Genomic DNA, 15,463 nt, shown 5'->3' with positions numbered 1-15,463 from the left:
TTTGAGCGGGCTAAGATGCCCGCATCACAAATTTACAACAATTCCGGATCAACACCTAGTTCACGTAACTTAGCTGCTAATAAATCAGCCCGTTGACGTTCTTGTTCGGCTTGTTCGCTACTCCAAAGTAGCAAATTTCCTTCCCTATCCCACCACCGCAACCAGTTCATGGTTTGACATAATCTTTCACCAGTCCAAATTCCTAAAAATAGCTCTAACTCAGGAATCCAAAAACGCCCATTAGTATCTGCTTGTTGTTTGGTGTATTCTCCATTTTGCAAACAGCGTACTTCTAAACTGGGTTCGTAGGGATCGTAAGTGACGTAAGTGGGAACTTTCAGAATATGTTCGTAAAAATACAGCTTTCCATAAGGTGGTGTGGAACGTACAGACAATTCTCCACCTTCTGTATCTGAGAGAAATTCCATCACCACAGCTACAGGTTCCCCCTCTAGATTGGGGGTATAACTGCGACGCACCACATCAACTGCTACAGGATGCACTACAGGTACATAAAACCAGTCAGGAGCTTTGACGATAATTTTTTTGTTTAAGGTGGCTACAAGCCCAAAATTAGAGCCAATCAGCATCTGTGGTAGAATGCGCCCTGTTGCACCTAAAGCATCAGTTAATGCAGCAGCAAGAGGAGGTTGTTGAATGTTTTCCACTGGGTCGTCAGGTAAAATAAAATCTGCTGGGAGTGCTTCCCATGTGACTGTCGGTGTTTTTTGAATTGGGTGAGTTTGTAGAATCATAGATTTATTTATAGGTTGTCAGAATCAGGATGTCCAGGATTTGAGGATGTACAGGATGTTATTTAGGGTTTGCTGAATAAACCAAAAACCTAGATATATCAACGGTTTCAGGCTGAAAAAGTAGGAGAAGGTGCAAGAAATAAGCGATGAAATCATCAAAAACCGTTCATTTACCCAGATTTGAGAATATTTTGATCTCCTTCTAATTCTTCCTCCTGACTCCTGACTCCTGACTTCTGACTCCTAGCCCTAACGGAAAGACTTTTTCAGCAAGCCCTATTTAATGATGGTTGGTTACGCACAAGTCATGGAAGAATGAACCACGAAGGAACGTTCGCGCAGCGTTCCGAAGGAAAGAACACGAAGGAAAGAGGTTGCAGAGAGATTTTCCTATTTCATCCTCTACATCCCTAAATGTTGGTTGTCCTGATTCAGACAAAATACAATTTCTGAAAATTTACAGCAATCTTCAAAAAACCATCCTGTACATCCTAAAATCCTGGATATCCTGATTCTGACAATAACAATTTTTTAACTTTGCAAATCCTGTAATCCTGATTCTAACAATGTATATCTCAAATAAAAACCACCCCAAACAAATAGAATAATTATCAAAGTCCCGATTCCCAACATATTGGGAAGCCAAAAAACTACTTCTATGTGGTTTAATTCACCTGGTTTGAGTTTCCATATCAGTTGTTTAGCATTTTTTTCTGGTTGGATTGCATCTTCAGTTTGCTGAATGTTCTTAACTCCCCAAGGTGTCTGCAAGCTAAAGTCTAAATTGATAATTGAACCTGTACCTGTTAAAACATTTCCTTTGCTAGTTAAAACTGAAAGAGAACGCAAATCTAAATCATAAATCAAGCGATTTCTAGATAAGAGTAAAAAATTGTTATTTTGTACGAGTAAGTTTGAGGTGATATTCGGCAATTCTGAATCATTGGAGACTATATCAGGTTTTTGGGAAGTGGTATAGTTGAAGAATCCGCTAAATTTTTCTTGTAATTCTCTTCCATTACTAAAGGGAATTTTTAGAATAATTTCTTCTGGAGAAATTCGCCTTGCTGATCCTTCTAATTTTCGGGCGCGTCGCTCTAGACTATTTAACCATTCGGAAATATAATCACTGCTAAAACTAGTTAGTTTTTCAGATAATTGAATGTGCTGTATTATTTCGCCGTTATTGGCATTATTAAAAGTAACGCCTAAATCATATTGAACACATCCAGACAATATGAAAGAGGCGCATATTACCAACCACAACATAGGTTTTAGTCGAAAATTAGATATATTCATACAAATTAGACATCTCCACAAAGTTGAAATTTTGATTACCTGTTCACATACTTAGCCAAACTAAATAATAAATGGTGATACCAACAGCAATAAAGGCTACCCAGATAAAACGATTATCTTTTGTATTAACTGTACTGAGATCAACATATTCTGGCTCTGCTGACTTCTTTTTTGGGGTAGATTTGGTAGGCTTGACGGTGACAAGTCTTTTGGAGTCGTTGTCTGAAATTGCGCCCAAATCAGGAATTTCGCTCATCCACTCTTTTGGTCTTTTGAGTTTGGGCGCTTGTAAAATATAAATTAGTTGTCGTGCTTGTTTTTTGGTTTCGGCGTGGGGATGACGACGAAGTTGTTGACAAAGTGCGATCGCATCCTCAGTCCTTTCAGCCGCTTCATAAGCTGTCACTAACCAAATATCCACTTCGCCTGCAAAGCGTGTATTCCGAGCTAATAAAGCACTGGCTTTTTCCAAATTTTCTACCGCTTCTCGATATTGTCCATTTTCAAAGGCAAGTTTTCCAGTTTCGTAACGAGATTTAGCAATTTCTAAACTTTCTGTCATTAGTCATTGGTGATTCGTCATTTGCTAATCGGTAATGGGTAATTGGTAATAGGTAATAGTTTTTCCTAGTTGCCAATCCCCCATCACCAAATCATTTAAACTGAGAACCGAGAATCATTGTCCCAATCCCGACATCTGTAAAGATTTCTAACAGAAGGGCGTGGGGAATGCGGCCATCAATTATGTGTGAAGCTTTAACTCCTTGGGCGAGCGATCGCACACAACAAGTTACTTTAGGTATCATACCCCCACTGACAACACCATCGTTAATCAGTTGGCGAGCTTCCCGAATATCTACTTTAGGAATCAAGGTAGATGGATCTTTGTAATCTGTTAAAATACCCCGCGTATCGGTCAACAAAATCAGTTTTTCCGCCCCTAAAGCAGCAGCTATTTCCCCCGCTACAGTATCAGCATTAATATTGTAAGCTTGTCCGCTATCATCAGCAGCGACGCTAGAAACCACGGGAATATATCCATTCTTGGATAGGGTATCTAAAATCTTGATATTCACATTACTGACTTCCCCAACAAAACCAATACCTTCATCACCTTGAGGACGCGCCGTAATTAAGTTACCATCTTTACCACAAAGTCCCACCGCCATACCGCCGGCTTGATTAATCAGAGAGACAATTTCTTTATTGACTCTACCCACTAACACCATTTCCACCACATCCATTGTCGCCGCATCGGTGACACGTAAACCATTCTTAAATTGAGCCTCAATTCCCAGTTTATCTAACCAACTGTTAATTTCTGGTCCACCACCATGAACTAAAATTGGTCGCAACCCGACGCAGGATAAAAATACAATATCGCGGATAACTTTATCTTTCAGGGTGCTATCTTTCATGGCCGCACCTCCGTATTTGACAACAACGGTACGACCTGCAAATTTTTGAATGTAAGGTAGCGCTTCGCTGAGAATTTCAACGCGATTAGCTTCAGCTTGCCTGATATACTCTGTATCGTTTACCATTCTGAGGATCTTCCAATTTTGGATTTTAGATTTTGGATTTTAGATTGTACAGGATACAAGAAAAGACAATGGCGAATCTACTTCACCCTTCTCAGAGATCCTCTTAGCAACTTAGTATCACAAAATTTCCTCAGATCAATTTTGCTGTTGAAAATCTTGATTTTTGAGAACGCTAGGAATTGCGTCTAGGATGCAGGTGACAATTTGTTCTGGTGTTTGTATTGCAGCGATGGTAATTTGTAAATCCGCTTGGGAGTAAAGTAATTGACGTTGTTCGAGGAGCAATTTCAATTTACCTTCAGGGTCAGAATCCTGTAAAAGCGGTCTTGTATCATCCTCCGCCAACCGATTTAATAATATTTCCACTGGTGCATCTAGCCATACAATCAACCCATGACGCAGATAACCCCAGTTTTCCCGCCGCAACACAATACCCCCACCAGTAGCTATAGTTAATTTGGTATAAGCACAAACTTGCGCCAAAACATCACTTTCTAACTGACGAAACTCTGCTTCACCCTCATCAATAAATATCTCATTGATAGATTTCCCAGCCGCTTTAACTATCACATCATCAGTATCTAAAAACCCATAGCCCAGTTCCTTTGCTAGTAAGCGCCCTACAGTTGTCTTACCAACACCCATCATCCCAATTAAATACAGGTTGACTCCTCTTAATAAGTTACTCACAAATACCCTTAACTCCAGTTAAAAATTATTAATTTTCTTATTTTTACCCATTTTTACTCAGAACTCAGTCCAAGATTGAAAATCTTTTTCCATTAACCGCTCAATTAAATAGTCCCTCCACATTCTGCTGAGGGATAAATCCGCTGCTTCTATATCCAGCAAAGATCTCCGTTGGAGCAATTCTATAGTTTCCAGGATTAATCTTTGTCCTAATCGCACCGGCCATCCCGATATCAAATTAGTTTTTAAAGTCATCACAGAAGTACAATCTGGATTGAGTACCAGCCAATACATAATATACTTCTCCAACTCAGACAAGCGATTAAACTGTTGCTCTAGACTCCTGTGAATCTCACCAAAAACTAGAGTACCGTGTTCCAAAAACTGACAAACACTACCACCAAATAAATCTTGAATAGTAGTGGCAACTAATTTCAAAAATAACGGATTACCAGCATACCAGTCAATCAATACAGTACATTCTGTATATTCCAATTCGGCTAATCCTTTAGTTTTGAGGATAGCCAGACTTTCTGTTTTGCTCAAACCAGTCAATTTTAAAGACCGCACAGGTAGCTTTTCTCCTTCAATCACAGCAATTTCTGGTGGTTTTTCCCGACTGGCTAATAACAAGCAGCTTTGATGTTGAGAATCTCCTATCCTTCTAATTAATTCACCGTAACCTTCATAACCAGGACGATATTGAATTTGTGAAACCAGATCAGGTTTACTAGCTGCTACGGAAGATTGAACTTGTGTCTCATCTCCATCATTGCTAGATAAAATCGAGTCAACGTTATCTAAGACCAAAAGACAACGCACCTTACGTAAACAATTAATCAATTGGGAAATTTTAGTATTCAAAGTTGCAGTCTGGTCTATCTGTAGAGTTGGTGATAATATCTGCACAAGATTATTCAACATCACATCTATCGAAGGACATAGATGTAGCGATCGCCAAATCACATATTCAAACTGGTCTTGAATCTCCTCAGCTAACTTAATCGAAAAAGCCGTTTTACCAATTCCACCCATCCCTAACAGTACAACTAACCGACAGCGCTGTTGTAAAATCCATTTTGAGGCTGTGGTTAGTTCTTTCATCCTTCCAGAGAAGCCACTAACATCAACGGCTTCACCCCAATCTTGAATATTTGGGGATTTAACTTTCAGTAACTCAGTTTCTTGCTCTCTAGTACTTTTAATAAAAGTAGTTATTGATTTCAAGTCAAACCAATTTTTTTTATACCCAGCTTTTTCCAATAAATGAGTCACATGACTCCAATTTTTTACCTTCACTGAATGTCCCAATTGACTACCCAGCATATCTTCTATGTATTTATATAATCCATTTGACAGATAAACTCTCACAGTACTACTGCTGCGACTTTGATACACTTTATTTGCTATTTCCGCAGGACTACAACCACAAAGCAAACCCCTCAAAAGCTTCTTTTCAACAGGTGTTAAGGCTTTTCTTTTGACAGAAGCTAAATCTACATATAATTTTTCTAACTCCCAATTTTTTTGAGCTTCTATAAATTCTTCTTCTGTTACTTGGGAATTTACTACCACCATTGTTATTAGTGTATTTACAGTTACGTTAGAGATATACTAACGTTTATTCCGTAAAGTCCGAATAAACCAACAGTAAATTTATAACGAATTTAATAACAAGTGTTAGGTGCATTTTCATTTATTACTTAGGTATGCTTATGCTTAATGGAAATTTCATATAACTTGTTTGAAACTTTAAGGAAATAAATTCTGTCAATAGAAAAAGGCGAAATGAGTTGTACATAACAATGATGTTGTTGACAACACAGTATTATGCTGCTCAAATTTACTGTTAAATCAAATGGCTATTGTCTTCTTAGGTGCTAAAAATTACCAAAGTTTCTGTCTTTTACAAACAAGCTTTTCTCCCTTGAGTAAGCTCTCATCAAATAATGTGGTATGCATGGGGTGTCAGCTATGACTCGAATTAGAGACGTTGTGAAAACGGCTTTAGCAACTGGCTACTTAACGTTGCAAGCAGAAAACCAACTCAGAGAACTTTTAACTAGTCAGTATGACTTTGAAGACTTGAATGCCTTTATGGCTTTACAGGAAGCTGCGATGATGGGTCAAATCAAGCAAGAGTCACGGGAATCAAGGGAACAGTGTGCCACAAAATAGACTCAATTTACCGACGGGGGCGTTTATTTTGATCATCTAAATCCTCATCTTCAAAAAAATCCCAATCATCATCATCTGTTTGATTAGTAGTTGGTGGTTGATAAGGAGGGATAATTACCCGGTAATCAGCGTCGTAAATAGATTCAGTTTTTCCCACACCAGTATTTTTAGGTTCTTGGGAACTGTAGGAGTAAACCGAGTCCGATTGGGAAGTATTTTGAGGAGCTTGTTGATTTTCGTAGGTTTTCGGGCTTGAAGTTCGTCGTGATTCTTGATCATCCCAATCATCACCTTGATTAGGATCTGTCTCCCAATCATCAAATTCGTTACTGGTAGTGTACTCGGTTGGATTCACTGGTATCCGTGGACTGCTAGTAGGCTGTGTAGTTTTTTTATTAGTAGTTGTCTTCGCACGCGGTGTAGCTGCATTTGATGTAAATGAAGTTGTTGATGCCTGTTGAACCGATACATAATTAGCAACTTTAAACAAGGCACCAATTAACAAAGATGTAAAAGCACCAGCAGCTATGCTCAATAAAATCCATAAAGCCAGTGGTAATGGTTGAGTCCGCATACCTAAAAATACTAGCGGGAGGGTAGGAGACAAGTTTTGAACTAACAACAGTGTTAGTCCTCCCAGCACCACCACCAACAAAATTAAGCGAATTACAGCCATTTTAATTCAGTTATTAATTATCAGTTATCAGTGGTTATACTTATCATCTCCCATCTCCCCAGTCCCTTATTTAAAGATGACCTTGCCAACGCTGAATGGGAATGCAGTCGATATCTAGTTGATCTAAGGCACGAGCTACGACAAAATCAACTAAGTCTTCAATGGTTTGAGGGTTGTGGTACCAAGCTGGAATAGCGGGAACAACTCTCACTCCTGTTTCTGCTAAGGTTGTTAAGTTCCGTAGGTGAATCAGGCTAAAAGGAGTTTCTCTAGGGACAATTACCAGCTTACGTCCTTCTTTAATTTGCACATCTGCTGCCCGTTCTAGTAAGTCTGAACTCAGACCTACTGCCAGTTTAGCTACTGTACTCATGCTACATGGCATGATGATCATCCCCAGAGTTTTAAAGGAACCACTAGCGATACCAGCACCAACATCACTCCAAGGATGACAGCGGAGTTGCCCAGATAGGGGAATTCCGGCTTGCTTTCGCCAGAATTGCTCTTGTGCTTCAGGGTCTGCCGGCATTCGGATATCTTGTTCTGCTTGCCAAACCATGTAAGTTGATTTTGAAGCAACCAGTTCAATTTTATACTCTGCTTCCAGGAGAAATTTAAGAGCGCGAACGGCGTAAATCAGGCCGGATGCACCTGATACGCCTAAAATAAGTGGTTTTATGTTATTGGACACGAATTTATACGGGGAATTTACTCATCCTCACTATAGGGATCTAAGTCAAAAGATTCCATGTTGTTTGGTAAGTAAATATCTGATGTATCTTCATTGCTGATTCCCAAGCCTTTGACTACACCGTCAGGGCCAACGGTGACTAAATCAATTTGCTGGCGGTAGTAATCAACACTTTTAACTTGTACGGCTACGCGATCGCCCAATCTATAGGAAGCGCGATTTTTGCGGCCAAATAGAGCTTGTTGTCTAGCTCGGTATTCATACCAATCATCTTTGAGAGAACTGACGTGTACTAGTCCTTCTACTCGTAGGGGTGTACTTAGCTGGGAGCCGATTTCTGACTCTGTAGCGGGAACTTCGATTTCGACAAAGAAGCCGTAAGATTGCACCCCAGTAATTACACCGGGAAATACTTGACCGATGCGCTGTTTCATCAGTTGGGCTTTTTGCAGTCCTGCTAAATCAGCTTCGGCTTCTTGGACTTCTTTTTCTCTGTCGTTAATCTGAACGAGTACTCTAGTTAAGTCGCTTTGGAGTTCTTGTTGTAACTCTGGGGGGAGAACGTTCCAGTTAATTTCTTCATGGGAGGAAGAATGGCGCAGGTTGACACGCTCTTTGACACGGGTGTTGCGGCGATCGCGCCCGTATTCTAATAAGGCATGATATACCCGTTGCATCAGTAAATCTGGATAACGCCGTAAGGGGGCGCTAAAGTGGATGTACTGTGGTAGAGCCAAACCAAAGTGTAATCCTTTAGTTGTGTTGTATACAGATGGTTTGAGGGTATCCTGTAACAGGTAGGTGAGAACTTGCTCAGATGGTGACTCAGCGAAAGCTCTAGTTAAATGTTGATAATCGAGGGGTTGAATGTCTAACTCTGGATCAAGGGTTAATTCCACACCCAAATTCATCGCTAGTTTGAGCATTTCCTGAACATCTTCAGGATCAGGTGTGCCTTGGACTCGCCAAATGGCAGGAACTCCCAAAGCATTGAGATGTTCTGCTATTAGTTCATTCACTAACAGTACTAATTCTGAGAGGAGCGATCGCACGGGTACGTCATTAACTACCACAGCGCCCATTACGCCCTCATCATAGTAAGGATTTTGGCTTGGTGGCAGATTTAATTGCAAGCTCCCGCGAGATAATCGAGCTTGTTTAGCTGCTTTGGCTAGGGTTGCTAGGTCATGTAACATCTGGATAGTCTCAGCAGACATTTTGGGTGCATCACCGCTGAGTATTGCTTCTGCTTGTTGTTTGCTCACAGATGTGTCTACTTTGATCACGCTGGGTTGAATTTCCCATTCCAGCACTTTTCCCGATTGGGGATCAATTGTGATCACAAAGGAGAGAGCTAGGCGATCACTACCCGATACCAAAGAACAGCGTTCAGCCACTGCTTCTGGCAACATCGGCAAAATTAATTCTCCCAGATAAACTGACCGACCGCGCTTGAGTGCCTCTCTATCTAGGGCTTCATCAGCTTGAATGTAGTGAGATAAATCAGTAATATGAACCATCAATCGCCAAGGTTCGCTAGGAGTTTTTTCCAAGCTAAAGGCATTTTCTACTACTTTATCGTCACCATTTACCCCCGCAATCGTGATGGTGAACAAATTGCGTAAATCTACGCGGTTTTTTAAATCTGCTTTCAGCAACTTTTTGGGCAACTTAGCTGCTGCATCCAGGATATTATCCGAGAAAGTACGTGATAAATCGTGCTTGCAAGTTACCAAATCTATATCAGCAGCAGCTTCTGCATCACTACCAAGGATTTGTACAACCCGACCCAAAGGTGGATACTGAGCCAGAGGATAACGCAGGACTTCTACATGGGCTAGGTGGTCTATAGCTTCAGCCAATTTCAAGCCGTTTGTGAGCAGTTTCAATTCAAACAGCAAGCGATCGTCTAAAGGAACAGCACGGAAACCCCCTTCTACCTGTTTAATCCGTGCTAGTAAAGTGTGATTAGAACGCTCCAGAATCAGCTTCACCTCACCTTCAGGAGAACGTCGGCGACTACCTTCCTTGAGAACTCTGACTAAAACGCGATCGCCATTCCAGGCATTACTCAGATAGCTTTCGCGGATATAAATATCCTCAGAGCCTTCCACATCTTGAATGGCGAAGCAAAAGCCTTTACTAGAGCAACGGAGTTTAGCTTCAATTAGCCCCTCTTCGGATACACGACGATACTTACCCCGTTCCTTGACCAACAACCCAATTTTTTCTAGCACCTCCAAAGCAATGTGAAGTTTTTCTAAACTGTCTTCATCCTCACAACCCAGTTTCTTTTCCAAAACCTTACGAGCTACCAATTTATCATCCGTGAAATTGGCAAGAAGTGTAGCGATTGAAAATTCCATGCAGTGAACCGACCTTTGGTCAAAACATCATTTTTTGAGGACACCTGCGTGCGGGGGTTCCCCCCCGTTCAGGAACCAGCACTATGGGAAAGTTTCCCAACTTGAGGAGCTACTACATTTCAGGAGTTCCCTCCCGTTGTAGCAACTGGCCTGTGATTGGCGTTAAAGTGTCCGGTGTTTAATCTGGTTCTTCCCTGTATACCCTCACGGCTTACAGATACTTGCTACAAACGAATTGCCCGTACTCCTGCAAAGAAGTAATCTAAGGCAAGGCTGCCAAAGTTCCTGTCAGAGTAAGCCTCTGCTCGGACTTCTCACTGCACGATACTCTCAGAATTCACTTGGGTAAAACTTTCTTCAACTAACCAATCTTAACAAGGCACTCCTGATACTCGACTTGGCCTCACCAGGTAATTACACAATGGGTTGTTGAGAGGTTTGATTTACACAACTCTCGATGTTACCCAAAGGCAGGTAGCTAGGGAAGGCACAGGTGTCTGATTGTCTAGATTAAAGGTAATTCCACGCCATGATCATCTGAAATTTAACTGAGAGAAACTGCCTATTAACCCAATTTTACCATCTGTAGAATCGGTAACAATCAGGTAAGCAGTTGTGACTTGCAATGAGGGCGAACCTTATCTTTATTATTGTAGATTTAGAGCGCACTTCCACAAAATACTTCTAGATATCGAATTGGGTAATTAGTATAGCATTGAAAGGAAGAACACCCTGATTTTGTCAACAGTAGCTAAAAATTTTCGCAAAAAACAGCTACTGCTACAATCGTGACAAATGATCATAGCGTGAAAAGTACCTGGAAATCTTACAAGTACAACTAAAGTTAAACATATTTAGATGGGTGGCATGATTATGTTGGCTCAATTTCAGAGCTTGTATCCCAACGGCAGCATTATTTCGGAATTAGTACAAATTTTCCAAGGAAAATATATCGTCCGAGTTAGCCTACAAATTGAAGGCGTTACCCGCGCCACTGGAATGGCAGCAGCAGAAACCGTAGAAGCCGCTGAAGACCAGGCCAGAAATAGGGCATTAATGCTTTTAGGAATCACAAATGAGACAGAGGGAAGAGTAGCATTTTCCCCAAAACCTATTTCCCCAGTCCCAGTCAAGACAACTGTAAATACCACAACTGCTTTACGTGAGTCTGTCCCCACCTCCCAGGATGTTGCCAGTACTCAATGGTCAGTGACTAAAAATACAGAAATATCTTCACCCCCTGCGATCGAATACAACAACACAAGTGATACATACAACCAACCCTTAACTCAAGTCACTTTGGGAAGTGTCACCAGAGAAGAACAACTGGATATCGCAACAGAAAAACTGGAGATGTCATTTAGTCCAGAACCTGAACATCAATCTTCACCAGGAATCACTGCTAGTAACGTTACACCCTTTACACCACGCAATTATTCTTCCTCAGAAGATATTGGTTTTCCATCAGGGATAGGAACCAGGAAGAAGAAAAATGAACCAGTTAATTTATCTGATGTTATTGCTCAAACAGATGTACAAATAGAGCGATTAGCCTGGACAAAAGAACAAGGACGAGAATATCTCAAAAAAACCTACGGTAAGTTAGGACGTTCTTTACTCAGTGAAGAAGAGTTACTAGATTTTCTCAACTACCTTAAATCTCAGCCAGATCCTATTGCGGGGTTTTAAATAGTACCGAGTATTGAGTATTGAGTATTGAGTAACAATAAAAATTTACCCAAAACTAGGTACTAGGCACTCGATACTCGGTACTAAGTACTCGGTACTTTAGACTATGGCCATTGGACGAATACCGACGGCGTGACGGTCAATCACTTGGTCAATTAAACCGTATTCCTGGGCTTCCTCTGGAGACATAAAAAAGTCACGTTCAGTATCCTCCGCAATGCGCTCAATCGGCTGGCCTGTGTGTTCAGCTAAATAATCATTCAACCGCTTTTTGTGGTATAAAATTTCCCGCGCCTGAATTTCAATATCAGTCGCTTGTCCTTGAGCGCCACCTAGAGGTTGATGAATCATAATTCGTGAATGGGGTAAACTCATCCGTTTACCCTTAGCACCAGCACTGAGAAGAAAAGCACCCATACTTGCGGCTAGTCCGGTACAAATAGTACAGACATCAGGACGGATGTGCTTCATGGTGTCAAAAATGCCCATCCCCGCCGTCACCGAACCACCGGGAGAATTTATGTACATATAAATGTCTTTCTCCGGGTCTTCAGAATCTAAGAACAACAATTGGGCAACAATCAAGTTAGCGAGACTGCTATCAACCTGTTGACCTAAAAAGATAATGCGCTCACGTAACAGCCGTGAGTAGATATCAAAGGCGCGTTCGCCGCGACCCGATTGTTCAATAACGATTGGAATCATTGAGCGTATTTGTAGCTATTTGTAACTTATTCTATCGACGACAAAGGCTATTTGTGTTGAGACGGCTAAATTAACCTTTGGCAAAAATCTTCATAAATCGAAAATTTTACCTCCTAATCGGTTCTCAGCAAGCGGATTCGTCTGAAAGGTCGGTCTACAATCAGTTATCTCAAATCAAAAAAAAATTTTCAGGCACTTTTTGATAGTGATAGGTGTCTAAGTGGGTATGGTGAGATGAAAAGAGGCTAAATGAAAGGAAAATTAAGTCCTGTTCTGACCCTTGTAAACTGCACCCTAATTATGTGACTTATGCCGCTGGTTTGTCTTCATTTGGCGATCGCAGATTAGTTGAAATTATTTTTTAGGTGTTAGTAACTTTTTTCACATTTTTTCACATTTTTTTTGGTTAATTATCCGGACATATTTAGCAAATCCGGTAAACCGGGAGTATGAGGTGTATTTAGAATAACCAATCTTACTTGAAATGCTATTCATCAAGAGAGAGAGAAGTACTATGCTCGAAAGATTTATACAAGCTGCTTTAATTACCTTTTTACTGCACCTGATCGCTGGACTAAACGCTAGTACTCAAATTCCTCGAAAGACTATATCACCTATTTCGGAAATGCCGCCGGCTGTTATCGGTTCAACGATTCACTTTTTTAAGTAATGGATAGCTAGGGAGCAGAAGAAAGATAAATATTCTCCTCATCTTCCCATCTCTCCAATGCCTCATGCCCAATCAACAGGCTAGACTGGTGATAAAAGGGCAGATGATTTGATCATGACTAATCGCCTTGCTGAAGAGAAAAGCCTTTATCTCCGCAAACACGCCGAAAACCCGATTGATTGGTGGCCTTGGTGTGATGAAGCACTGGAAACTGCAAGGGTGCAAAATAAACCGATTTTTCTCTCCATTGGTTACTCTAGTTGCCATTGGTGTACTGTGATGGAAGGGGAAGCGTTTTCTGATTTAGAAATTGCTCAATATATGAATGCCAACTTTCTACCTATCAAAGTAGACAGGGAAGAAAGACCTGATCTCGATAGTATCTATATGCAGACTTTGCAATTCATGAGTGGTCAGGGGGGTTGGCCTTTAAATGTTTTTTTGGCGGCAGATGATTTAGTGCCGTTTTACGCTGGAACTTACTTTCCTGTTGATCCCCGCTATGGTCGTCCTGGATTTTTACAGGTTTTGGAAGCTCTGCGCCGTTATTACGATACAGAAAAAGACGAGTTACGCCAACGCAAAGCGTTAATTGTTGAGGCTTTGCTGACATCTGCGGTATTGCAAAAGGTTACTAGTCAGGAAGTTGCAGATAATCAATTATTGCAGAGAGGATGGGAAACTTGCACGGGGATCATCACTTCTAAGCAGGTTGGTAATAGTTTTCCGATGATCCCCTATGCTGAATTTGCATTGCGCGGAACTCGGTTTAATTATCAATCTCAATATAATGGACAGCAAGTTTGTACTCAACGGGGACTAGATTTAGCTTTGGGTGGTATTTATGATCATGTGGGTGGTGGTTTTCATCGCTACACTGTTGACCCCACTTGGACTGTCCCCCATTTTGAAAAGATGCTCTATGATAATGGTCAAATTATCGAATATCTGGCGAATTTGTGGAGTGGAGGAATACAGGAACCGGCTTTTGAGAGGGCTGTGGCTGGAACTGTAAAATGGTTACAACGGGAGATGACTGCACAGGGGGGGTACTTTTATGCGGCTCAAGATGCTGATAGCTTCATTAATTCCACAGCTATAGAACCGGAAGAAGGCACTTTTTATGTCTGGAGTTACCGGGAATTACAACAACTGTTAACGACTGAAGAGCTAAAAGAATTACAACAACAGTTTGCTGTTACTGCTAACGGGAATTTTGAAGGACAGATTGTTTTACAAAGGTTACATCCAGGGGAACTGAGCCAAACGCTGGAAATTGCTTTGAGTAAGTTGTTTACGGCTCGTTATGGTGCTATACCTGAGTCACTGTCAAATTTTCCGCCAGCGCGAGATAATCAGGAAGCGAAAACGACTAACTGGCCTGGTCGGATTCCGGCGGTGACTGATACTAAGATGATTGTAGCCTGGAATAGTTTGATGATTTCTGGTTTGGCTAGGGCTGCTGAGGTTTTCCAACAACCAAATTATCTGGAATTAGCGGCACAAGCGGCTAGGTTTATCTTAGATCATCAGTTTGTCGATGGACGTTTTCACCGACTCAATTATGAAGGTGAAGCGACGGTTTTGGCTCAATCTGAAGATTACGCTTTTTTTATTAAGGCATTGCTGGATTTACACCAAGCTACTTTGGGACAACTTGATCATGTTTCTACTCAGGACTCTGATTGGTTGGAAAAAGCTGTTTCTCTCCAAGATGAATTTGACGAATTTTTATGGAGTATAGAACTAGGTGGTTATTTCAATACGTCCAGTGATAATAGTCAAGATTTAATTGTCCGAGAGCGTAGTTATATAGATAATGCTACACCTTCAGCCAATGGGATTGCGATCGCTAATTTAGTGCGTCTAGCTTTATTGACTGATAATTTGCATTATCTCGATTTAGCTGAACAAGGTTTGACAGCCTTTAAAGGTGTAATGAGTAATTCTCCCCAAGCTTGTCCTAGTTTATTTACTGCTTTAGATTGGTATCATAACTCAACCTTAATTCGGACTAGTACTGAACAAATAACATCATTAATCAACAAATATCTGCCAACAGTTGCCTTTGCGATGGTATCAGATTTACCAGAGGGAAGCGTTGGCTTAGTCTGTCAAGGTTTGAAATGTCTTCCCGCACCAGCGAGTGTTGAGCAGTTGTTAGAACAGGTACAGCGCAGCCAAAATAGAGGTTAGTGGT

At 41.0% G+C, this 15,463-nt stretch carries 13 protein-coding genes; 3 read left to right on the top strand and 10 right to left on the bottom strand.

The window, feature by feature from the left end:
* Positions 1 to 32 precede the first annotated feature (32 nt).
* The 6 genes from ACSQ6I_RS10410 to ACSQ6I_RS10385 all read right to left on the bottom strand — a co-directional run bounded on the left by ACSQ6I_RS10410 (position 33) and on the right by ACSQ6I_RS10385 (position 5,866).
* A complete protein-coding gene (locus tag ACSQ6I_RS10410) occupies positions 33 to 755 on the bottom strand; it encodes a Uma2 family endonuclease (protein WP_438890262.1) in 723 nt (240 codons plus the stop codon).
* A gap of 531 nt (positions 756 to 1,286) precedes the next feature.
* Positions 1,287 to 2,054: a DUF3153 domain-containing protein gene (locus tag ACSQ6I_RS10405; protein WP_438890261.1), complete on the bottom strand. Its 768-nt coding sequence runs from the start codon at positions 2,052 to 2,054 to the stop codon at positions 1,287 to 1,289.
* 43 nt (positions 2,055 to 2,097) lie between these two features.
* Positions 2,098 to 2,616: a hypothetical protein gene (locus ACSQ6I_RS10400; protein ID WP_438890260.1), complete on the bottom strand. Its 519-nt coding sequence runs from the start codon at positions 2,614 to 2,616 to the stop codon at positions 2,098 to 2,100.
* A gap of 91 nt (positions 2,617 to 2,707) precedes the next feature.
* Positions 2,708 to 3,598 (bottom strand): acetylglutamate kinase, encoded by an 891-nt coding sequence (gene argB, locus ACSQ6I_RS10395; RefSeq protein WP_438890259.1) that lies wholly within the window; start codon positions 3,596 to 3,598, stop codon positions 2,708 to 2,710.
* 135 nt (positions 3,599 to 3,733) lie between these two features.
* Positions 3,734 to 4,288 carry a shikimate kinase gene (locus ACSQ6I_RS10390; RefSeq protein WP_438890258.1) on the bottom strand — a complete coding sequence of 185 codons (555 nt, stop codon included), beginning with the start codon at positions 4,286 to 4,288 and terminating at the stop codon, positions 3,734 to 3,736.
* Positions 4,289 to 4,345: 57 nt separating this feature from the next.
* Positions 4,346 to 5,866 carry an NB-ARC domain-containing protein gene (locus ACSQ6I_RS10385; RefSeq protein ID WP_438890257.1) on the bottom strand — a complete coding sequence of 507 codons (1,521 nt, stop codon included), beginning with the start codon at positions 5,864 to 5,866 and terminating at the stop codon, positions 4,346 to 4,348.
* A 396-nt stretch (positions 5,867 to 6,262) separates the two neighbouring features.
* Between ACSQ6I_RS10385 and ACSQ6I_RS10380 the strand changes: the two genes are divergently transcribed.
* On the top strand, positions 6,263 to 6,466 hold the full coding sequence (locus tag ACSQ6I_RS10380; protein ID WP_438890256.1) for a hypothetical protein: 204 nt from the start codon (positions 6,263 to 6,265) through the stop codon (positions 6,464 to 6,466).
* Between the two features lie 7 nt (positions 6,467 to 6,473).
* Here the strand turns inward: ACSQ6I_RS10380 and ACSQ6I_RS10375 are convergent, their stop codons facing one another.
* From ACSQ6I_RS10375 to ACSQ6I_RS10365, 3 genes are all read right to left on the bottom strand, one after another.
* Positions 6,474 to 7,142, bottom strand: coding sequence for a LapA family protein (locus ACSQ6I_RS10375; protein WP_438890255.1), 669 nt, complete (start codon positions 7,140 to 7,142; stop codon positions 6,474 to 6,476).
* Between the two features lie 70 nt (positions 7,143 to 7,212).
* Positions 7,213 to 7,833 (bottom strand): flavin prenyltransferase UbiX, encoded by a 621-nt coding sequence (locus tag ACSQ6I_RS10370; protein WP_438890254.1) that lies wholly within the window; start codon positions 7,831 to 7,833, stop codon positions 7,213 to 7,215.
* Between the two features lie 17 nt (positions 7,834 to 7,850).
* A complete protein-coding gene (locus ACSQ6I_RS10365; protein ID WP_438890253.1) occupies positions 7,851 to 10,199 on the bottom strand; it encodes a ribonuclease R family protein in 2,349 nt (782 codons plus the stop codon).
* Positions 10,200 to 11,072: 873 nt separating this feature from the next.
* On the opposite strand from ACSQ6I_RS10365, the gene ACSQ6I_RS10360 reads away from it, so the two are divergent.
* Entirely contained in the window at positions 11,073 to 11,888 is an 816-nt protein-coding gene (locus ACSQ6I_RS10360; protein ID WP_438890252.1) for a hypothetical protein, read from the top strand.
* Positions 11,889 to 11,987: 99 nt separating this feature from the next.
* Here the strand turns inward: ACSQ6I_RS10360 and clpP are convergent, their stop codons facing one another.
* Positions 11,988 to 12,593: an ATP-dependent Clp endopeptidase proteolytic subunit ClpP gene (clpP, locus tag ACSQ6I_RS10355; protein WP_438890251.1), complete on the bottom strand. Its 606-nt coding sequence runs from the start codon at positions 12,591 to 12,593 to the stop codon at positions 11,988 to 11,990.
* 784 nt (positions 12,594 to 13,377) lie between these two features.
* On the opposite strand from clpP, the gene ACSQ6I_RS10350 reads away from it, so the two are divergent.
* Complete coding sequence (locus tag ACSQ6I_RS10350; RefSeq protein ID WP_438890250.1) at positions 13,378 to 15,459, top strand: thioredoxin domain-containing protein; 2,082 nt, start codon at positions 13,378 to 13,380, stop codon at positions 15,457 to 15,459.
* The last annotated feature ends 4 nt before the right edge of the window (positions 15,460 to 15,463 follow it).

This window comes from Anabaena sp. WFMT (assembly GCF_051781005.1).
Lineage (GTDB): Bacteria > Cyanobacteriota > Cyanobacteriia > Cyanobacteriales > Nostocaceae > Anabaena.
Note: the sequence above shows the minus strand (reverse complement) of the source record. Positions and strands in the feature narration are given on the sequence as shown.